The organism is Streptomyces sp. NPDC057963, from assembly GCF_042887155.1.
Lineage (GTDB): Bacteria > Actinomycetota > Actinomycetes > Streptomycetales > Streptomycetaceae > Streptomyces.
The window spans coordinates 284,024-304,309 of record NZ_JBHVPX010000013.1 but is presented as its reverse complement, the minus strand read 5'-3'; the positions used below and the strand labels follow the sequence as shown (position 1 = coordinate 304,309).

The following is a 20,286-nucleotide window of genomic DNA, read 5'->3' as shown; positions in this document are numbered from 1 at the left end:
TTACTCCTCGTCTTCGAGCCAGCCCATGGAACGTTCCACGGCCTTGAGCCAGCTCTTGTACTCGCGGTCGCGGGTGTCCGCGGCCATGCGGGGGGTCCACTCGGCGGCCCGGCGCCAGTTGGCGCGCAGCGCGTCGGTGTCCGGCCAGAAGCCGACGGCGAGACCGGCGGCGTAGGCGGCGCCGAGGCAGGTCGTCTCGGCGACCATGGGCCGCACCACGGGTGCGTCCAGGAAGTCGGAGAGCGTCTGCATCAGCAAGTTGTTGGAGGTCATGCCGCCGTCGACCTTCAGGGCGGCCAGCTCGACACCGGAGTCCTTCGTCATGGCGTCGGTGATCTCGCGGGTCTGCCAGGCGGTGGCCTCCAGGACGGCACGGGCGATGTGCGCCTTGGTGACGTACCTGGTCAGACCAGCGATGACGCCGCGGGCGTCGGAGCGCCAGTACGGGGCGAACAGACCGGAGAAGGCGGGCACGAAGTACGCACCGCCGTTGTCCTCGACCGACGAGGCCAGCGTCTCGATCTCGGCCGCGGACTTGATCAGGCCCATCTGGTCGCGCATCCACTGCACCAGGGAGCCGGTGACGGCGATGGAGCCTTCCAGGGCATAGACCGGCTTCTGGTCGCCGATCCGGTACCCGACGGTCGTCAGGAGTCCGTTGTAGGAGTTGACCGGCGTCTCGCCGGTGTTCATCAGCATGAAGGTGCCGGTGCCGTACGTGGACTTGGCCTCGCCCTCGGAGAAGCAGGTCTGGCCGAAGAGAGCCGCCTGCTGGTCGCCGAGCGCGGAGGCGACCGGGACACCGTCCAGGACGCCGCCCTTCGCGGTGCCGTACACCTCGGCGGAGGAGCGGATCTCGGGCAGCACGGCCGCCGGGATCTCCATGGACGCGAGGATCTTGTCGTCCCACGCCATGGTGTGCAGGTTCATCAGCAGGGTGCGCGAAGCGTTGGTGACATCGGTGACGTGGACGCCGCCGTCCGTGCCGCCGGTCAGGTTCCAGATGACCCAGGAGTCCATGGTGCCGAAGAGGATGTCGCCGCGCTCGGCGCGCTCGCGCAGCCCCTCGACGTTGTCGAGCAGCCAGCGGACCTTGGGGCCGGCGAAGTACGAGGCGAGCGGCAGACCGGTCTCGCGGCGGAAGCGGTCCTGGCCCACGTTGCGGCCGAGCTCCTTGCAGAGCGCGTCGGTGCGGGTGTCCTGCCAGACGAGGGCGTTGTGGACGGGCTCACCGGTGTTCCTGTCCCAGAGCAGCGTGGTCTCGCGCTGGTTGGTGATGCCGATGGCCTTCACGTCGGCGGCGGTGATGCCCGCCTTGACGACGGCGCCCGCCACGACCTCCTGGACGTTCTCCCAGATCTCGGTCGCGTTGTGCTCGACCCAGCCCGGCTTCGGGAAGATCTGCTCGTGCTCCTTCTGGTCGACGGAGACGATCCGGCCGTCCTTGTCGAAGACGATGCAGCGGCTGGAGGTGGTGCCCTGGTCGATGGCGGCGATGAACGGGCCGGTGGTGTGTGCGTCGGTCACGGTGTGCTCCCGGAAGTCTGTGTGGTCGTGAGGGTTGCGGCTCGGTACGTCACAGCGCTGTGCGTCACGGCTCAGGCGAAGGCGACGTTGTAGAGCCCGCCCGCGATCGCGCCGCCGACGAGCGGTCCGACCACCGGGATCCACGCGTAGCCCCAGTCGGAGCCGCCCTTGTTCGGCAGCGGCAGCAGCGCGTGCACGATACGCGGACCGAGGTCGCGAACCGGGTTGATTGCGTAACCCGTCGGCCCGCCGAGCGAGAGACCGATGCCGACGACGACCAGAGCGGTGACCAACGCGCCGAGCGTGCCGAGGCCGTTGCCGTCGTTGTTCAGGCCCTGGGTGAGGATCGCCAGGACGAGCACGACGGTGGCGATGATCTCGGTGACGAGGTTCTGCACCGCGTGGCGGATCTCGGGACCGGTGGAGAAGATGCCCAGCACCGGGCCCGCCTTCGGGGCCGAGGCCTGGTCGACCATGGCCTCTTCACCCGGCTGGGCGCCCACGATCTCCGGATCTGTGAGATGCGCCCGGAACTGCCCGTAGTACGTCAGCCAGACCAGCACCGCGCCGATCATCGCGCCGAACAGCTGGGAGCCGAGGTACAGCGGTACGTCGCTCCACTTGGTGCCGCCCTCGATCGCGAGACCGATCGTGACCGCCGGATTGAGGTGCGCGCCGGAAACGCCACCGGCCAGATAAGCGCCGGTCAGCACGGCGAAACCCCACCCGAAGGTGATGGCGAGCCAGCCGGCGTTCTGCGCCTTGGAGCGCTTGAGAGTGACGGCGGCACAGACACCGCCGCCGAGCAGGATGAGTACGGCGGTACCTATGGTCTCGCCGATGAAGATGTCGGAGCTGGACACCCGCGACTCCTTTGTCCTTCGTCCAGGGAAGCCGAACCCCGGGTCCCTCCGGTGGTCCGCGCCCTCACGTGAGGGCGTTTTCCGGCCCTTGGCGCTGTCACACCTTAACGCGAAATTCCGTTAGCTGTTCGACAATGCCGACCGATGAACGGCAATGCTTCACCCCGGTGAATCATGCGTCAAGGGTTGTGTGGCCCATAACTCGATCGTTACCGGCGACCCGTCGTGTCGCGCCGCCGGTGACGGCCACCCGCCGAGGCGGTCAGAAGGGCCGGGCGCCCAGATCCCTGGAGACCGCGCGGGCGCAGTCCCGCACCGCCGCGACCAGCTCGGGGCGCAGCTCCCCGTCCGCGCAGACCCGCTCCACCGCACCGGTCACGGCCACCGCGCCGACCGGCATCCGCCGCCGGTCGTGGATCGGGGCGGCCACCGCGGCCACGCCCTCCCAGGTCTCCTCCACGTCGGCCGCCCAGCCGCGGGCTCGGATCAGGTCGAGCATCGCCTCGAACTCCTCCACGTCCGTGACGGTGCGCGGGGTGAACGGCCGCCGCTCGGCCTCCAGGGCCTCGGTGTGCGCCACCGGGTCGTACGCGGAGAGCACCTTGCCCAGGGCCGTCGAGTGCAGCGGCTGCATGGCCCCGACCTCCAGGACCTGACGGCTGTCGTCGGGCCGGAAGACGTGGTGGACGATGAGGACGCCCTGCTGGTGCAGGACGCCCAGATGGGCGCTCTCGCCGCTGGAGCGGGCCAGGTCGTCCGTCCAGACGAGCGCGCGCGCCCGCAGCTCGTGCACGTCCAGATAGCTGTTGCCCAGCCGCAGCAGCTCGGCGCCCAGCTGATAGCGGCCGGAGGCCGTGTCCTGCTCGACGAAGCCCTCGTGCTGGAGCGTGCGCAGGATGCCGTGCGCGGTGCCCTTGGCCAGGCCCAGTGAAGAGGCGATGTCGGACAGCCCCAGCCGCCGCTCGCCGCCTGCCAGCAGGCGCAGCATCGCCGCCGCCCGCTCCAGCGACTGGATGTTCTTGGCCATCGCGCCGTACTCCTCCACCTCGGTTCGACAATGCTGAACACTATCGGTCGATGCCGACCCGTGCGCGATCACGCCGGAAAACCGCTGCACCACTCCGATCCGGACATCCCCCCGCACAGCATGCCGTCCGTTCCCTGGGACGGAGTGACGGCCCCGGGTGCCACCCGGCTACGCTGGCCTGGTGCGCCTTCCGCCGAAGACGCAAAGCCGACAGCCGTCGCATCCCAGGGAGTACATCCATGGCCTCGTCGCCGACCCCTTCCGCCGACAGCCGGAACCGAGCCGAAGCCCTCCGCGAGGCACTCGCCACCCGGGTGGTGGTGGCCGACGGTGCCATGGGCACCATGCTCCAGGCACAGGACCCCAGTCTTGAGGACTTCCAGAATCTCGAAGGCTGCAACGAGATCCTGAACGTCACGCGTCCCGACATCGTGCGCTCCGTGCACCAGGAGTACTTCGCCGTCGGCGTGGACTGCGTGGAGACGAACACCTTCGGCGCCAACCTGGCGGCCCTGGGCGAGTACGACATCGCCGAGCGGGTCTTCGAGCTCTCCGAGTCCGGCGCGCGCATCGCCCGCGAGGTCGCCGACGAATTCACCGCCTCCACCGGACAGCAGCGCTGGGTGCTCGGCTCCATGGGGCCGGGCACGAAGCTGCCGACGCTGGGCCACGCCCCGTACACCAAGCTCCGCGACGCCTACCAGCAGAACGCCGAGGGCATGATCGCCGGCGGCGCCGACGCCCTCCTGGTCGAGACCACCCAGGACCTGCTGCAGACCAAGGCCTCCGTCATCGGCGCCCGCCGCGCCCTGGAGGCCACCGGCGCCAACCTCCCGGTGATCTGCTCCGTCACCGTCGAAACGACCGGCACCATGCTGCTCGGCTCCGAGATCGGCGCGGCGCTCACCGCCCTGGAGCCGCTCGGCATCGACCTCATCGGCCTGAACTGCGCCACCGGCCCCGCCGAGATGAGCGAGCACCTGCGCTACCTCGCCCGCCACTCGCGCATCCCGCTCTCCTGCATGCCCAACGCCGGCCTCCCCGTGCTCGGCAGGGACGGCGCGCACTACCCGCTGTCCCCGGCGGAACTGGCCGACGCGCAGGAGACCTTCGTCCGCGAATACGGCCTCTCGCTGGTCGGCGGCTGCTGCGGTACGACGCCGGAGCACCTGCGCCAGGTCGTCGAACGGGTCCGCGGCGCCGCCGTCACCACCCGCACCCCGCACCCCGAGCCGGGCGCCGCGTCCCTCTACCAGACCGTCCCGTTCCGCCAGGACACCTCGTACCTCGCGATCGGTGAGCGGACGAACGCCAACGGATCGAAGAAGTTCCGCGAGGCCATGCTGGAGGCCCGCTGGGACGACTGCGTGGAGATGGCCCGCGACCAGATCCGCGAGGGCGCGCACATGCTCGACCTCTGCGTCGACTACGTGGGCCGCGACGGTGTGGCGGACATGGAGGAGCTGGCCGGCCGCTTCGCCACCGCCTCCACCCTGCCGATCGTGCTCGACTCCACCGAGCTGCCCGTCCTGCGGGCCGGTCTGGAGAAGCTCGGCGGCCGCGCCGTCCTCAACTCCGTCAACTACGAGGACGGCGACGGACCCGAGTCCCGCTTCGCCAGGGTCACCGCGCTGGCCGCCGAGCACGGCGCCGCGCTGATCGCCCTGACCATCGACGAGGAGGGGCAGGCCCGCACCGTCGAGCACAAGGTCGCCGTCGCCGAGCGGCTCATCGCGGACCTGACCGGCAACTGGGGCATCCAGGAGTCCGACATCCTCATCGACACCCTGACCTTCACCATCTGCACCGGTCAGGAGGAGTCCCGGGGCGACGGCATCGCCACCATCGGGGCCATCCGCGAACTCAAGAAGCGCCACCCCGACGTACAGACCACGCTCGGCCTGTCCAACATCTCCTTCGGCCTGAACCCGGCCGCACGCACCGTCCTGAACTCCGTCTTCCTCGACGAGTGCGTCAAGGCCGGTCTCGACTCCGCGATCGTGCACGCCTCCAAGATCCTGCCGATCGCACGTCTTGAGGAGGAGGAGGTCAAGGTCGCGCTCGACCTCGTCTACGACCGCCGCTCCGAGGGCTACGACCCCCTCCAGAGGCTCATGGAGCTCTTCGAGGGCGTCAGCACGAAGTCGATGAAGGCCGGCAAGGCCGAGGAACTCCTCGCCCTGCCGCTCGACGAACGCCTCCAGCGCCGCATCATCGACGGAGAGAAGAACGGCCTGGAGGCCGACCTCGACGAGGCCCTGCGGACCCGCCCGGCCCTCGACATCGTCAACGACACCCTCCTGGAGGGCATGAAGGTCGTCGGCGAACTCTTCGGCTCCGGCCAGATGCAGCTGCCGTTCGTGCTCCAGTCCGCCGAGGTCATGAAGACCGCGGTGGCCCATCTGGAACCGCACATGGAGAAGTCCGACGCCGAGGGCAAGGGCACCATCGTCCTGGCCACCGTCCGCGGCGACGTCCACGACATCGGCAAGAACCTCGTCGACATCATCCTGTCCAACAACGGCTACAACGTCGTGAACCTCGGCATCAAGCAGCCCGTCTCCGCGATCCTGGAGGCCGCCGAGGAGCACCGCGCCGACGTCATCGGCATGTCCGGCCTCCTGGTGAAGTCCACCGTGATCATGAAGGAGAACCTGGAGGAGCTGAACCAGCGCAAGCTGGCCGCCGACTTCCCGGTGATCCTCGGCGGCGCCGCCCTCACCCGGGCCTACGTCGAGCAGGACCTCCACGAGATCTACGAGGGCGAGGTCCGCTACGCCCGCGACGCCTTCGAGGGACTGCGCCTGATGGACGCCCTGATCGCGGTCAAGCGAGGCGTCCCCGGCGCCGCCCTCCCGGAACTCAAGCAGCGCCGCGTGCCCAAGCGCGACACCGCGGCCTTGGCGGCCGACGAGCCGGAGGAGGGCGTCCGCTCCGACGTCGCCGTCGACAACCGGGTCCCCGAGCCCCCCTTCTGGGGCACCCGGGTCGTCAAGGGCATCCAGCTCAAGGAGTACGCGTCCTGGCTGGACGAGGGCGCGCTCTTCAAGGGCCAGTGGGGTCTCAAGCAGGCCCGCGCCGGTGACGGACCGACGTACGAGGAGCTGGTGGAGACCGAGGGCCGCCCGCACCTGCGCGGCTGGCTCGACAAGCTCCACACCGAGAACCTGCTGGAAGCCGCCGTCGTCTACGGCTACTTCCCCTGCGTCTCCAAGGGCGACGACCTGATCCTGCTCCACGAGGACGGCTCCGAGCGCACCCGCTTCACCTTCCCGCGCCAGCGCCGCGGCCGCCGCCTCTGCCTCGCGGACTTCTTCCGCCCCGAGGAATCCGGCGAGACGGATGTGATCGGCCTCCAGGTCGTCACCGTCGGCTCGAAGATCGGCGGCGAGACCGCCAAGCTCTTCGAGGCCAACTCCTACCGCGACTACCTGGAGCTGCACGGCCTGTCCGTGCAGCTGGCCGAGGCGCTCGCCGAGTACTGGCACGCCCGGGTCCGCTCCGAGCTCGGCTTCGGCGGCGAGGACCCGGCCGATGTCGAGGACATGTTCGCGCTGAAGTACCGGGGCGCGCGCTTCTCCCTCGGCTACGGCGCCTGCCCCGACCTGGAGGACCGGGCGAAGATCGCCGAGCTGCTCCAGCCGGAGCGGATCGGCGTGCATCTCTCGGAGGAGTTCCAGCTGCACCCGGAGCAGTCCACCGACGCGATCGTCATCCATCACCCGGAGGCGAAGTACTTCAACGCGCGGTAGGACGGCGTTGTACTTCAACGCGCGGTAAGACGGCGTTCACCGCGCGGTAGCAGGACAAGTCGTACACTGGTCGGTCCAGTGCAGGCCGGTCGCCCCCTCCCACGGGAAAAGGCGGCCGGCCTTCTCGTCCCTTACGGAAGGTGTGCCGGATGACCAGCACGGTTCCCGCGTCCATGACCCGCACGGCCGAAGGTGCCGCCCTGCAGGCCGTCCTGCTCGACATGGACGGCACCCTCGTCGACACCGAGGGCTTCTGGTGGGACGCCGAGGTGGAGGTCTTCGCCGGTCTCGGGCACCGGCTCGACGAGGCATGGCGGGACGTGGTGGTCGGCGGGCCGATGACCCGCAGCGCCGGCTACCTCATGGACGTCACCGGCGCGGACATCACCCTCGCCGAACTCACCGTGCTGCTCAACGACCGGTTCGAGGAGCGCATCGGCCGCGGTGTGCCGCTGATGCCGGGCGCGGCACGGCTGCTGGCCGAACTGGCCCGGCACGAGATTCCCACCGCCCTGGTCTCCGCCTCCCATCGGCGGATCATCGACCGGGTGCTGGACTCGGTGGGCCACCACCACTTCTCGCTCACCGTCGCGGGCGACGAGGTCACCCGTACGAAGCCGCACCCGGAGCCCTATCTCACCGCCGCGTCCGGCTTCGGGGCGGAGCCCGAGCGCTGCGCGGTCATCGAGGACACCGCCACCGGTGTCGCGGCCGCGGAGGCCGCGGGCTGCCGGGTCGTCGCCGTACCGTCCGTAGCGCCCATCGCCCCCGCGTCCGGCCGCGTGGTCGTGCGGTCGCTCGAAGAAGTCGATCTCGCATTCCTCCGGGGCCTGGTCACGGGAGGGCGCTGATCCGCACACCGAGAGTGTTCCTGTGAACGAACCGAAAAACTCTCGGCGCGGGACGGTGCGTTTTCTGTCGTGTGCGCGTGTACGCAAGCCGGGCCCACGGCAGAGGAAAAACGGGTTCGGGCGTGACCTTTGTCACCCGAATCGCGATCAATGGCTCTTCAAGATCGCCCGAGATGGCCTTTTTGGGGTATCGAAGTGTCCCGGTTGATGGCTTCTCGTGAGAAACCTTCCCGACCGGGGAAAACGGCTCGCCGGTCATTCCCATCACCGTCCGATTACGCATCGGGGCGGCTCCGGTCCGGCCACGCCGACGGCGCGCACTAGTGTCGCTCTCTCAATGCCGGATGAGGGAGAGCGTCCACAATGAACCGCAAGATTCTGGTGCTGCCGGCCGTCGTCGGCCTGCTCGCACCCGCACTCGCCGCCTGCGGCGCGTCGGGAGACGGGAGCGATGGCAAGGCCGCCATCGTTGTCGGCACCACGGACCAGTTCGTCGCCTCCAAGGACAGCCCTGCCCCTCTCGACCCCGCCATCGGCTACGAAGCGGGCGTCTGGAACGTTCTCCGGCAGACCGTGCAGACGCTGATGCACGTGCCGCGCGGCGGCGGCGAGCCGGTACCCGAAGCGGCGGAGAGCTGCGCCTTCACGGACACCCAGAACGAGAGCTACCGCTGCAAGCTGCGCGGCGGCCTGAAGTTCGCCGACGGCACGGCGCTCACCGCCGATGACGTGAAGTACTCCATCGACCGGGTCATCCGCATCGACGCCGACAACGGCCCCGTCGCCCTCCTCGCCAACATCGACACCGTCGAGACGCGCGGCGAGCGGGAGGTCGTCTTCCACCTCCGCACGCCCGACGCCACGTTCCCGTACAAGCTCGCCACCCCGGTCGCCGGGATCGTGCCCCGGAGCAAGTACGAGGCGAAGTCCGCGCGCGCCGGATTCCAGGTGGACGGCTCCGGCCCGTACACGATGAAGCCGGAAGTCGAGCACAACAAGGTCGTCAAGGTCCTCTTCACCAGGAATCCCCTCTACAAGGGGGACCTGAAGGTGCGGAACGAGAAGGTCGAGCTGGACGTCTTCCCCGGCCCGGAGGCCATGGGCAAGGCCCTCGACGACAAGAAGATCGACATGATGACCCGCACCATGTCGCCCGAGCAGTCCCGGCAGATGCTCGAAAAGCCCGAGGACGGCATCAGACTCACCGAGATGCCCGGCCTCGCCATCCATTTCCTGGGCTTCAACACCAACGACCCGGCCGTGAAGAACAAGGCCGTCCGCCAGGCCATGGCCCAGATCATCGACCGCGGCGAGATCGCGGGCAAGGTGTACGGCACCACGGCCGAGCCGCTGTACTCGCTGATCCCGTCCGGTATCACCGCGCACGCGAACTCGTTCTACGACAAGTACCGGGAACCCAGTGCCGTGAAGGCCGCGGCGATCCTGCACGACGCAGGCGTCGACACCCCGGTGAAGCTCACCCTCCACTACCCGTCCGACCGTGTCGGCGCCGGCTCCGCCGCCGAGTTCGGAACCCTGAAGAAGCAGTTCAACGACACCGGACTGTTCGACGTGACCGTCGAGGGAACCCCTTGGGCGAAGTACCGCCCGGCACAGCTGCGGGGCGACTACGCCGTGTACGGCATGGGCTGGTTCCCCGACTTCCCGGACCCCGACAACTTCGTGGCGCCGTTCCTCGACCGGAACAACTTCCTCAACTCGCCCTACACGTTGACTCCGGCCCAGAAGACGCTCATCCCGCAGTCCCGCCGGGAGTCCGACCGCAGCGCCGCGACCAAGACCTTCCGGCAGCTCCAGGACGTCATCGCCACCGACGTCCCCCTCCTGCCGATCTGGCAGGGCAAGCAGTACGCCGCTTCCCGCGAAGGACTCTCCGGCGTCGAGTGGGCGGTCAACTCCTCCGCCGACCTCCACCTCTGGGAACTCGGCAAGGGCACCGGCTGAACGCGGACGGCGCCCCCCGGCCGGGGGGCGCCGTCCGCGTTCCGGGCCTTGTGGGGCCGCCTTCCGGTTCGCTCACTGGGCGCCGGGGCGCACCAGGCCGCTCTCGTACGCGTACACGGCCGCCTGCACCCGGTCCCGCAGGCCGAGCTTGGTCAGCACGTGGCCGACATGCGTCTTGACCGTCGTCTCGCTGACGAACAGGTCCGCGGCGATCTCCGCGTTCGACAGGCCGCGCGCCACCAGCTTCAGCACCTCGACCTCCCGGTCCGTCAGCGTGTGCAGGGTGTCCGGCAGCGGCTCCTCGCCGGACGGCAGGTGGTCCGCGTACTTGTCGAGCAGCCTGCGGGTGATGCTCGGAGCGAGCATCGCCTCGCCCGCCGCGACCACACGGATCGCCTGCACCAGCTCATTGGCCGGAGCGTCCTTCAGCAGGAAGCCGCTGGCGCCGGCGCGCAACGCCTCCACCACGTACTCGTCGAGATCGAACGTGGTCAGCACCAGCACCTTCGCCGGACCGTCCCGGCCCGGACCGGTGATCTGACGCGTCGCCTCGACGCCGTCCATCCGCGGCATGCGAATGTCCATCAGCACCACATCGGGCTGCAGCGCCCGCACCTGGTCGAGAGCCTGGAGGCCGTCACCGGCCTCGCCCACCACCGCGAGATCCCCCTCCGCCTCCAGAATCATCCGGAAGCCGGTGCGCAGCAGTGGTTGGTCGTCGACCAGTAGGACGCGGATAGCCACAGGGTCTCCTTACGGTCCTTCGAGTTGAGGTCCTTCGAGGGCCACAGGCCGGGCGGCCTCAGCGCGGACCGGGTCCATTCTGCCCTGGACGTCCTGCTCCGGCTCCGCCGGGCGTACGGACAACGGATATACCGGGGGAGTGCCGCCGAATTCCGGGCAGACCGACCGGTGGTCGCACCAGCCGCACAGCTTCGTCGGCCGGGGCCGCCACTCACCCGTCTCCGTGGCCAGCCGGATCGCGTCCCAGAGGGCCAGCAGCTTCCGCTCGACCCGCTCCAGATCCGCCACCACCGGGTCGTACGTCATGATGTCGCCGCTGCCGAGATAGACGAGCTGGAGCCGGCGCGGCACCACGCCCTTCAGCCGCCAGATCACCAGGGCGTAGAACTTCATCTGGAAGAGCGCGCCCTCCGCGTACTCCGGGCGCGGTGCCTTTCCCGTCTTGTAGTCGACGATCCGGACCTCGCCCGTCGGCGCCACATCGATCCGGTCGATCACCCCGCGCAGCCGCAGGCCCGACTCCAGCTCCGTCTCGACGAACATCTCCCGCTCGGCGGGCTCCAGGCGCGTCGGATCCTCCAACGAGAACCAGCGCTCCACCAGGCTCTCCGCCTCCGAGAGCCAGCGCGACAGCCGCTCGCCCCCGGCATCCTCCGCGAACAGCTCCGACAGCTCCGGCTTCGACTCCAGCAGCCGGTCCCACTGGGCGGGGATCAGCGAGGTGGCCCGGCCCGTCGTGCGCTCCGCGGCCGGGTTGTCGAAGAGCCGCTCCAGCACCGCGTGGACCAGCGTGCCCCGAGTGGCCGCTTCGCTGGGCTTCTCCGGCAGTTTGTCGATGACCCGGAAGCGGTACAGCAGAGGACACTGCATGAAATCGCTCGCCCGCGACGGCGACAGGGACGAAGGCGGCTGAGCGGGCCGCGGCAGGGAGGTCATGTCGAAGACCCTACGGCCCGCCACAGACAGCCGGCGGCATACCATCGACCACAGACCCTCGAACACTGCATGATCGTGCCGTACGGCACCGACCGAAAGGACCCCGTGGACGAGAGCGGCGACAGCGGGCGGCCGCAGCCCGGTACGGGGGGAACGGCCCCCGGCACCGGCCCCGGCAAGGGCGAACCGCGGCGCCCCGAAGATCCCGGCGGCGGCCTTCTCATGGGCCGTCCCTTCGGCGTGCCCGTATATGTCGCACCGAGCTGGTTCATCGTGGCCGCACTGATCACCTGGGTCTTCGGCGGTCAGCTCGAACGCGTACTGCCCGAGCTCGGCGCGGCGCGCTACCTGGTCTCCCTCTTCTTCGCGATCGCCTTCTACGCCTCCGTGCTCGTCCACGAACTCGCCCACACGGTCGTCGCGCTGCGCTACGAGCTGCCTGTGCGCCGTATCCAGCTCCAGTTCTTCGGCGGCGTCTCCGAGATCGAGAAGGAGTCCGAGACGCCCGGCCGCGAATTCCTGCTCGCCTTCGTCGGCCCGCTGCTCTCCCTGGTGCTCGCCGGCCTCTTCTACGTCGGGATGATGTTCGTCGCACCCGGCACCGTGCCCGGCGTCCTCCTCGCCGGACTGATGATCTCCAACCTCCTGGTGGCGGCCTTCAACCTCCTGCCCGGCCTCCCGCTCGACGGCGGACGGATGCTCCGCGCCGTCGTCTGGAAGATCACCGGCCGGCCGATGAGCGGCACCGTCGCCGCCGCCTGGGTCGGCCGGGCCCTCGCCGTCGTCACCCTCATCGGCCTCCCGCTGCTCACCCACACCGGCTCCTTCGGGAACGACCCCCGGGACCTCAGCGGCATGGACACCGTCACCGACGCGCTGCTCGCCGCCATCCTCGCCGCCATCATCTGGACCGGAGCGGGCAACAGCCTGCGCATGGCCCGCCTGCGCGAGCACCTCCCCGAACTGTGTGCCCGCACCCTCACCCGGCGCGCCGTCCCGGTGGAGGCCGCCACCCCGCTCTCCGAGGCCCTGCGCCGCGCCAACGAGGCGGGTGCCCGCGCCCTCGTCGTCGTCGACGGACACGGCGAACCCAAGGGCGTCGTCCGCGAAACGGCCATCGTCTCCGTCCCCGAACACCGCCGCCCGTGGGTGGCCGTGGGCGGCCTCGCCCAGGACCTCACCGAAGGCATGAGGATCTCCGCCGAGCTGGCCGGCGAAGCACTCCTGGACCGCCTCAAGGCCGAACCCGCCACCGAATACCTCGTCCTTGAGGAGACCGGGGAGATCTACGGCGTGCTGTCCACCGCCGACGTCGAACGGGCATTCGTCGCCGCCCTGGCCAGGCCGGCCGCCTGACCGCCGGGCCCGTGCCCCGCCTCGCGGTCGGAGCCCGGGGAATCACCGGTACGCTGGTCACATGTCTGAACCGACCGGTGCCGCCCGCCGACGCGGGCCCTTCAAGGTCGGGGACCAGGTCCAGCTCACCGATCCCAAGGGACGCCACTACACCTTCACGCTCGAAGCCGGAAAGAACTTCCACACCCACAAGGGTTCTTTCCCGCACGACGAGCTGATCGGTGCCCCCGAGGGCAGTGTTGTCCGAACCACGGGAAACGTCGCCTATCTCGCGCTGCGCCCCCTGCTCCCCGACTACGTCCTGTCCATGCCCCGCGGCGCCGCCGTGGTCTACCCCAAGGACGCGGGGCAGATCCTGGCCTTCGCCGACATCTTCCCCGGCGCCCGCGTCGTGGAAGCCGGCGTCGGCTCCGGCTCGCTCTCCACCTTCCTGCTGCGCGCCATCGGCGACCAGGGCATGCTGCACTCCTACGAGCGCCGCGAGGACTTCGCCGAGATCGCCCAGCAGAACGTGGAACGCTACTTCGGCGAACCCCACCCCGCCTGGCAGCTCACCGTCGGCGACCTCCAGGACAACCTCTCGGACACCGACGTCGACCGGGTCGTCCTCGACATGCTCGCCCCCTGGGAGTGCCTGGAGGCCGTCGCCAAGACGCTCGTCCCCGGCGGCATCCTCTGCGCGTACGTCGCGACGACCACCCAGCTCGCGCGGACCGTCGAGTCCATCCGCGAGATGGGCTGCTTCGCCGAACCGCAGCCCTGGGAATCGATGATCCGCAACTGGCACGTCGAGGGACTGGCCGTCCGTCCGGACCACCGGATGATCGGCCACACCGGCTTCCTCGTCACCGCCCGCCGCCTGGCCGACGGTGTGGAGGCCCCGCTGCGCCGCCGCCGCCCGGCCAAGGGCGCCTACGGCGAGGACTACGACGGCCCCGGCAGCCAGAGCGGCTCCTCCCGCGGCTGAGCCGCACAACGTACCGGCGCCGACCCCACCGTTCCCCTGTCCCGTGGGGTGTGGCACGATGCTGGCCACCCCACGCCACCGCGGACGTCCCACCGGCGGCACCGCCCACCCGGGCATCCAGGCATCCTCGATCCACAGGAACCACAGGAGACATCCCGCGTGCAGCCCTCCGAGCTCCCGGACCTCGCGCACACCGACAGCAGGCCGCTTCACTGGCTCGCCACCGCGACAGCCATGGCCGCTGTCGTCGCAGCCGCCGGAATGCTCCAGCCGGACCCCGCCGCCTCCGCCTCGACGACCCACCGGACCACCGCAGAGCACGGCACCGCACCCGTCGCCGCACCTGATCCGGAGCGGGTGGCCTATCCCCTGGAATGCGCCGGGGCGGGGAGCATCGTGGCCCAACAGGCACCCGGCGACCTCGACGGCGACGGCCGCCCCGAGACCGTCGCCGCGGTCCACTGCGACGCCGGATCCGGCACCCCGCCCAGCGGCGTCTACGTCCTCACACGGGGAAGCGGGGCCGCACCCAGGATCGTGGCGACCCTGGTGGACCCCGCGCAGAAGATGAACGTAGGTGATCTCGCGGTGCGTGACGGCGTCGTCTCCGCCACCCTGCTCGGCTACTCCTCGGCCGACGTGCCCCGCTGCTGCCCCGACCAGCAGGAGAAGGTCACCTGGCGGTGGAAGGGCGGCGCGTTCGTCCGCAGTGTCCAGGCCGCCCCGGCCGACGCCTGAGCGGTCACCGCGCGTGCCCGCCCGCCCGGAGCCGCCGGATCAGGCGGCCTCCGGACCGTACACTTCGACCCTGTCCGAAACACGACGCACATGGATGCAGTCGCCCGGGCACTCCTTGGCCGAATCCACGACGTCCTGAAGCAGCGGCAGCGGTACGGGCGTGGTCGCGCCCTTGTCCTGCAACAGCTCGTCGTCGCTGCTCTTCACATACGCCAGACCGTCGATGTCCAGCTCGAACACCTCGGGCGCGTACTGCACGCAGATGCCGTCCCCCGTGCAGAGGTCCTGGTCGATCCAGACCTCCAGACCCTGTGTGTCGCTGCCGGTGGGAGCATCCTGCTGCACGGTCATTTCTCCTGCCGTTCCCTGCGTATCCGAACCAAAAGAAGCCAGCCCTGACGGGTGTTGAACGGTTCGACGATACAACCGGCCGCTTTCCGATGTTGAAGGGTGGGTATTCCCCTCTCACGAGGGGGAACGCAAGGGTGAAGATCGGACACGCCCCGCAGTCTTTGTGATCTAGGGGTTTCAATCATCACCCACCCAGGTAGGGTCAGGAAGCGTCCAGCTCCCCTTGGAGGAGGTGAGGACCGTGGCAGCCCACGACGACGACATCAACCGCGGCATCCGGCCCGGGCGGGGGTCCGAAGACCCAGCCGGCCAGGTCGCCTATCTCGAGCAGGAAATCGCCGTCCTGCGACGTAAGCTCGCCGACTCTCCGCGCCATACGAGGATTCTCGAAGAGCGGATCGTCGAGTTGCAGACCAACCTGGCAGGCGTGTCCGCGCAGAACGAACGGCTCGCCAACACGCTCCGCGAGGCCCGCGACCAGATCGTGGCCCTCAAGGAAGAGGTCGACCGGCTCGCACAGCCGCCGGCCGGTTTCGGCGTGTTCTTGCAGGGCAATGAGGACAGCACCTGCGACATCTTCACCGGAGGCCGAAAGCTCCGGGTGAATGTCAGCCCCAGCGTCGAACTCGACGACCTCCGGCGCGGCCAGGAAGTCATGCTCAACGAAGCGCTCAACGTGGTCGACGCCATGGAATTCGAGCGGGCCGGGGACATCGTCACCCTCAAGGAGATCCTTGAGGACGGCGAGCGGGCCCTGGTCATCGGGCACACCGACGAGGAACGGGTGGTACGGCTCGCCGAGCCACTGCTGGACACCACCATCCGCCCAGGCGACGCGCTCCTGCTCGAACCCAGGTCCGGCTATGTCTACGAAGTGGTCCCCAAGAGCGAGGTAGAAGAGCTCGTCCTCGAAGAGGTCCCGGACATCGACTACGACAAGATCGGCGGCCTGGGCGACCAGATCGAGCTGATCCGGGACGCGGTCGAGCTCCCCTACCTCCACCCCGACCTCTTCAAGGAGCACGAACTGCGGCCGCCGAAGGGCATCCTGCTCTACGGCCCGCCCGGCTGCGGAAAGACGCTCATCGCCAAGGCGGTGGCCAACTCCCTTGCCAAGAAGGTCGCCGAAGTCACGGGCCAGCCCGCGGGCAAGAGCTACTTCCTCAACATCAAGGGCCCGGAGCTCCTCAACAAGTACGTCGGCGAGACCGAGCGGCACATCCGCCTGGTCTTCCAGCGTGCCCGCGAGAAGGCCGGCGAGGGCACTCCCGTCATCGTCTTCTTCGACGAGATGGAGTCCCTCTTCCGCACCCGGGGATCCGGCGTCAGCTCGGACGTGGAGAACACCATCGTCCCCCAGCTGCTCGCCGAGATCGACGGTGTCGAGGGCCTGGAGAACGTCATCGTCATCGGCGCCTCCAACCGCGAGGACATGATCGACCCCGCGATCCTGCGACCCGGCCGCCTCGATGTGAAGATCAAGATCGAGCGCCCGGACGCGGAGGCCGCGAAGGACATCTTCGCGAAGTACCTCACGCCTTCGCTGCCCCTGCACTCGGACGACCTCGCGGAGCACACCGGCTCCAAGGAAGCCGCCACGCACGCGATGATCCAGTCCGTCGTCGAGCGGATGTACACCGAGTCCGAGGAGAACCGCTTCCTCGAAGTCACGTACGCCAACGGCGACAAGGAAGTCCTCTACTTCAAGGACTTCAATTCCGGCGCGATGATCCAGAACATCGTCGACCGGGCCAAGAAGATGGCCATCAAGGATTTCCTCGACCAGGGCCAGAAGGGCCTTCGCGTCTCCCATCTCCTCCAGGCATGCGTGGACGAGTTCAAGGAGAACGAGGACCTGCCGAACACCACGAACCCGGACGACTGGGCCCGCATCTCCGGCAAGAAGGGCGAGCGGATCGTGTTCATCCGTACGCTTGTCACCGGAAAGCAGGGCGCCGACACCGGCCGCTCCATCGACACGGTGGCGAATACCGGGCAGTACCTGTAAAGCGCGGACCGGCTGCGGATGCCCGGCCGGGCATCCGCAGCCGGTTGCTTTCCGGACAGCTCGCACGACACCGCAGCAATGACGCAATTGATCTCCCCACCAGCACAGAGGCGCTCTAGGCTCTTGCGTACCGCCCGGTCGCGCAGTGCGTGGACGGGCAGCGCACGCGCCACCGACAAGCAGCGGTACTTGAGCGCCGCCCCTCAAGGGAGCGCCGCCGGGCAAGGAGGGCCGCATGACCGTACGGCGAGTAATGGGCATCGAGACGGAGTACGGGATCTCCGTCCCCGGCCACCCCAACGCCAATGCCATGCTCACCTCGTCCCAGATCGTCAATGCCTACGCGGCGGCGATGCACCGGGCGCGCCGCGCCCGCTGGGACTTCGAGGAGGAGAACCCGCTGCGGGACGCGCGAGGATTCGACCTCGCCCGCGAGACCGCGGACTCCAGCCAGCTCACCGACGAGGACATCGGCCTCGCCAATGTCATCCTCACCAACGGGGCCCGCCTCTACGTCGACCACGCGCACCCCGAATACAGCTCCCCGGAAGTCACCAATCCGCGGGACGCGGTGCTCTGGGACAAGGCCGGCGAACGCATCATGGCCGAGGCGGCCGAGCGCGCGGCCCAGCTGCCCGGCGCCCAGCCGATCCACCTCTACAAGAACAACACCGACAACAAGGGCGCCTCGTACGGCACGCACGAGAACTACCTGATGAAGCGGGAGACCCCCTTCTCCGACATCGTGCGCCATCTGACCCCGTTCTTCGTCTCCCGCCAGGTGGTGACCGGCGCGGGACGCGTGGGAATCGGCCAGGACGGCCACGAGCACGGCTTCCAGATCAGCCAGCGCGCGGACTACTTCGAGGTCGAGGTCGGCCTGGAGACCACCCTCAAGCGCCCCATCATCAACACCCGCGACGAACCGCACTCCGACGCCGAGAAGTACCGCCGGCTCCATGTGATCATCGGCGACGCGAACCTTTCGGAGATCTCCACCTATCTCAAGCTCGGCACCACCGCCCTGGTCCTCTCCATGATCGAGGACGGCTTCATCAACGTCGACCTCGCGGTCGACCAGCCGGTGCGCACGCTGCACCACGTCTCCCACGACCCGACTCTGCAGCACCTGATCACGCTGCGCAGCGGCCGTACGCTCACCGCGGTGCAGCTCCAGATGGAGTACTTCGAGCTGGGCCGCAAGTACGTCGAGGAACGGTACGGGGCGGACGCCGACGAGCAGACCAAGGACGTCCTGGTCCGCTGGGAGGACACCCTCAACCGGCTGGAGAACGATCCGATGAGCCTGTCCGGCGAGCTCGACTGGATCGCCAAGCGGGAACTCATGGAGGGCTACCGCCGCCGTGACGGCCTGGACTGGGACGCGGCGCGGCTGCACCTGGTGGACCTCCAGTACGCCGACGTGAGGGCCGAGAAGGGCCTGTACAACCGTCTGGCGGCGCGCGGCAAGATGAAGCGCCTGCTGGACGACCGGGACGTCGAGAAGGCCCGTACGGCCCCGCCGGAGGACACCAGGGCCTACTTCCGGGGCCGCTGCCTGGAGCAGTACGCCGACGACGTGGCCGCGGCCTCGTGGGACTCCGTCATCTTCGATCTGCCGGGCCACGACTCGCTGCAGCGGGTCCCCACTCTGGAACCGCTCCGGGGCACCCGCAACCACGTCAAGGCGCTCCTGGACCGCTGCCGCACGGCGGAGGAGCTCGTCCAGGTGCTGTCGGGCGGCTGAAAGGGCCGCGATCGGGGAATCATCGGGATGACCCCCGGACGTTGAGACAAGTACCGGGCCAATGTCGGACCCCGTGGGTAGGGTCTGATCAAGTGCTTCGAACCGAGCGGGGTGAGCTATATGGCGACCAAGGACACCGGCGGCGGACAGCAGAAGGCGACGCGCTCCACGGAGGAGGTCGAGGAGCAGGCGCAGGACGCGCAGGCGTCCGAGGACCTCAAGGAGCGCCAGGAGAAGCTGAGCGACGATGTCGACTCGGTTCTGGACGAGATCGATGACGTGCTCGAGGAGAACGCAGAGGACTTCGTGCGTTCCTTCGTTCAAAAGGGTGGACAGTAGTTCACAGGCGTGAACGCGGGGGTGGAGAGGTGCGCGCGGTGCGGGCGGAGTCGGCCCGTGCCGCGCGGGCACAAGCGGCACCGCGAGCGGTGCGGCTGCCCCCGCAGTTCAGGTGGATCACTGCCACGGGGCGGGTAGGGTCCGTGGCGTAACCGCATCAACTGCAATTCGGCCATCGGCACGTCGGGAGACGATCCCGGCACCTTCCGCGGGGCCGTCGCTTACCTGGAGGGAAACGCGTGGAAGCCAACACTCGTAGCACCGGGCGTCTACCAGCTGCCTTCCTGACGCCGGGATCCTCTTCGTTCATGGATTTCCTGTCCGACCACTCTCCTCAGCTGCTCCCCGGCAACCGGAGCCTGCCGCCCCTGCAGGGGGTCATCGAGGCGCCGCACGGGACGACCATCGTCGCGGCGACGTTCGCCGGCGGTGTGGTCCTGGCCGGCGACCGGCGGGCCACCATGGGCAACATGATCGCGCAGCGCGACATCGAGAAGGTCTTCCCGGCCGACGAGTATTCGGCGGTGGGCATTGCCGGTACGGCCGGGCTGGCCGTGGAGATGGTCAAGCTCTTCCAGCTGGAGCTGGAGCACTTCGAGAAGGTCGAGGGCGCCCAGCTCTCCCTGGAGGGCAAGGCGAACCGGCTCTCCACGATGATCCGCAGCAACCTGGCCATGGCCATGCAGGGCCTCGCCGTCGTGCCGCTCTTCGCCGGCTTCGACGTCGACCGCGAGAAGGGCCGGATCTTCTCGTACGACGTCACCGGCGGCCGTTCCGAGGAAGTCGGCTACGCGGCCACCGGCTCCGGATCGATCTTCGCCCGCGGGTCGATGAAGAAGCTCTACCGCGAGGACCTGACGGAGCAGGAGGCTCTCACGCTGGTCGTCCAGGCCCTGTACGACGCCGCGGACGACGATTCGGCGACCGGCGGTCCCGATGTGGCCCGGCGGATCTATCCGATCGTCACCGTCATCACCGACGAGGGCTTCCGGAAGCTGGCCGAGGCGGAATCCTCGGAGATCGCCCGCTCGATCCTGGAACGTCGCATGGAACAGCCCGACGGCCCGCGCGCCGCGCTGCTCTGACCGCCGTTCCGCTGCTTCTTCGATGCTCTT

General features: G+C 69.0%; 16 protein-coding genes and 1 pseudogene. 11 read left to right on the top strand and 6 right to left on the bottom strand.

Going from position 1 to position 20,286, the window contains the following annotated elements; translation table 11 throughout:
- The 3 genes from glpK to ACFVT1_RS28910 form a co-directional block, all read right to left on the bottom strand.
- Positions 1-1,527, bottom strand: a complete 1,527-nt coding sequence (glpK, locus tag ACFVT1_RS28920) for a glycerol kinase GlpK (protein WP_389800572.1) — start codon at positions 1,525-1,527, stop codon at positions 1-3.
- A 71-nt stretch (positions 1,528-1,598) separates the two neighbouring features.
- Entirely contained in the window at positions 1,599-2,390 is a 792-nt protein-coding gene (locus ACFVT1_RS28915; RefSeq protein WP_389800570.1) for an MIP/aquaporin family protein, read from the bottom strand.
- A gap of 262 nt (positions 2,391-2,652) precedes the next feature.
- A complete protein-coding gene (locus tag ACFVT1_RS28910; RefSeq protein ID WP_389800569.1) occupies positions 2,653-3,417 on the bottom strand; it encodes an IclR family transcriptional regulator in 765 nt (254 codons plus the stop codon).
- A gap of 239 nt (positions 3,418-3,656) precedes the next feature.
- On the opposite strand from ACFVT1_RS28910, the gene metH reads away from it, so the two are divergent.
- The 3 genes from metH to ACFVT1_RS28895 all read left to right on the top strand — a co-directional run bounded on the left by metH (position 3,657) and on the right by ACFVT1_RS28895 (position 9,985).
- Positions 3,657-7,169 carry a methionine synthase gene (gene metH / locus ACFVT1_RS28905; RefSeq protein ID WP_389800567.1) on the top strand — a complete coding sequence of 1,171 codons (3,513 nt, stop codon included), beginning with the start codon at positions 3,657-3,659 and terminating at the stop codon, positions 7,167-7,169.
- Between the two features lie 149 nt (positions 7,170-7,318).
- Positions 7,319-8,020, top strand: a complete 702-nt coding sequence (locus ACFVT1_RS28900) for an HAD family hydrolase (RefSeq protein ID WP_389800566.1) — start codon at positions 7,319-7,321, stop codon at positions 8,018-8,020.
- 363 nt (positions 8,021-8,383) lie between these two features.
- Positions 8,384-9,985 carry an ABC transporter substrate-binding protein gene (locus ACFVT1_RS28895; RefSeq protein WP_389800564.1) on the top strand — a complete coding sequence of 534 codons (1,602 nt, stop codon included), beginning with the start codon at positions 8,384-8,386 and terminating at the stop codon, positions 9,983-9,985.
- Between the two features lie 72 nt (positions 9,986-10,057).
- On the opposite strand, the gene ACFVT1_RS28890 is transcribed toward ACFVT1_RS28895, so the two are convergent.
- Both ACFVT1_RS28890 and ACFVT1_RS28885 read right to left on the bottom strand, forming a co-directional pair.
- Positions 10,058-10,729 carry a response regulator transcription factor gene (locus tag ACFVT1_RS28890; RefSeq protein WP_266736078.1) on the bottom strand — a complete coding sequence of 224 codons (672 nt, stop codon included), beginning with the start codon at positions 10,727-10,729 and terminating at the stop codon, positions 10,058-10,060.
- Between the two features lie 9 nt (positions 10,730-10,738).
- A complete protein-coding gene (locus tag ACFVT1_RS28885; protein WP_389800608.1) occupies positions 10,739-11,599 on the bottom strand; it encodes a RecB family exonuclease in 861 nt (286 codons plus the stop codon).
- A gap of 171 nt (positions 11,600-11,770) precedes the next feature.
- On the opposite strand from ACFVT1_RS28885, the gene ACFVT1_RS28880 reads away from it, so the two are divergent.
- The 3 genes from ACFVT1_RS28880 to ACFVT1_RS28870 all read left to right on the top strand — a co-directional run bounded on the left by ACFVT1_RS28880 (position 11,771) and on the right by ACFVT1_RS28870 (position 14,726).
- On the top strand, positions 11,771-13,021 hold the full coding sequence (locus tag ACFVT1_RS28880; RefSeq protein WP_389800606.1) for a site-2 protease family protein: 1,251 nt from the start codon (positions 11,771-11,773) through the stop codon (positions 13,019-13,021).
- Positions 13,022-13,082: 61 nt separating this feature from the next.
- Positions 13,083-13,988, top strand: a complete 906-nt coding sequence (locus tag ACFVT1_RS28875) for a tRNA (adenine-N1)-methyltransferase (protein WP_389800562.1) — start codon at positions 13,083-13,085, stop codon at positions 13,986-13,988.
- Positions 13,989-14,147: 159 nt separating this feature from the next.
- Complete coding sequence (locus tag ACFVT1_RS28870; protein ID WP_389800561.1) at positions 14,148-14,726, top strand: hypothetical protein; 579 nt, start codon at positions 14,148-14,150, stop codon at positions 14,724-14,726.
- 39 nt (positions 14,727-14,765) lie between these two features.
- On the opposite strand, the gene ACFVT1_RS28865 is transcribed toward ACFVT1_RS28870, so the two are convergent.
- Entirely contained in the window at positions 14,766-15,077 is a 312-nt protein-coding gene (locus ACFVT1_RS28865; RefSeq protein WP_389800560.1) for a ferredoxin, read from the bottom strand.
- A 241-nt stretch (positions 15,078-15,318) separates the two neighbouring features.
- Between ACFVT1_RS28865 and arc the strand changes: the two genes are divergently transcribed.
- The 5 genes and pseudogenes from arc (at position 15,319) to prcB (ending at position 20,256) form a co-directional block, all read left to right on the top strand.
- Positions 15,319-17,085: a proteasome ATPase gene (gene arc / locus ACFVT1_RS28860; RefSeq protein ID WP_389800558.1), complete on the top strand. Its 1,767-nt coding sequence runs from the start codon at positions 15,319-15,321 to the stop codon at positions 17,083-17,085.
- A 235-nt stretch (positions 17,086-17,320) separates the two neighbouring features.
- Positions 17,321-18,832 (top strand): depupylase/deamidase Dop, encoded by a 1,512-nt coding sequence (gene dop, locus ACFVT1_RS28855; RefSeq protein WP_389800556.1) that lies wholly within the window; start codon positions 17,321-17,323, stop codon positions 18,830-18,832.
- 120 nt (positions 18,833-18,952) lie between these two features.
- A complete protein-coding gene (locus ACFVT1_RS28850; protein WP_016325855.1) occupies positions 18,953-19,171 on the top strand; it encodes a ubiquitin-like protein Pup in 219 nt (72 codons plus the stop codon).
- Between the two features lie 97 nt (positions 19,172-19,268).
- Positions 19,269-19,459, top strand: a pseudogene (locus tag ACFVT1_RS28845) (endonuclease domain-containing protein); the annotation flags it as partial.
- Positions 19,411-20,256 carry a proteasome subunit beta gene (gene prcB, locus ACFVT1_RS28840; RefSeq protein WP_389800554.1) on the top strand — a complete coding sequence of 282 codons (846 nt, stop codon included), beginning with the start codon at positions 19,411-19,413 and terminating at the stop codon, positions 20,254-20,256. The pseudogene ACFVT1_RS28845 and the gene prcB, both read left to right, overlap by 49 nt.
- Positions 20,257-20,286: the final 30 nt, after the last annotated feature.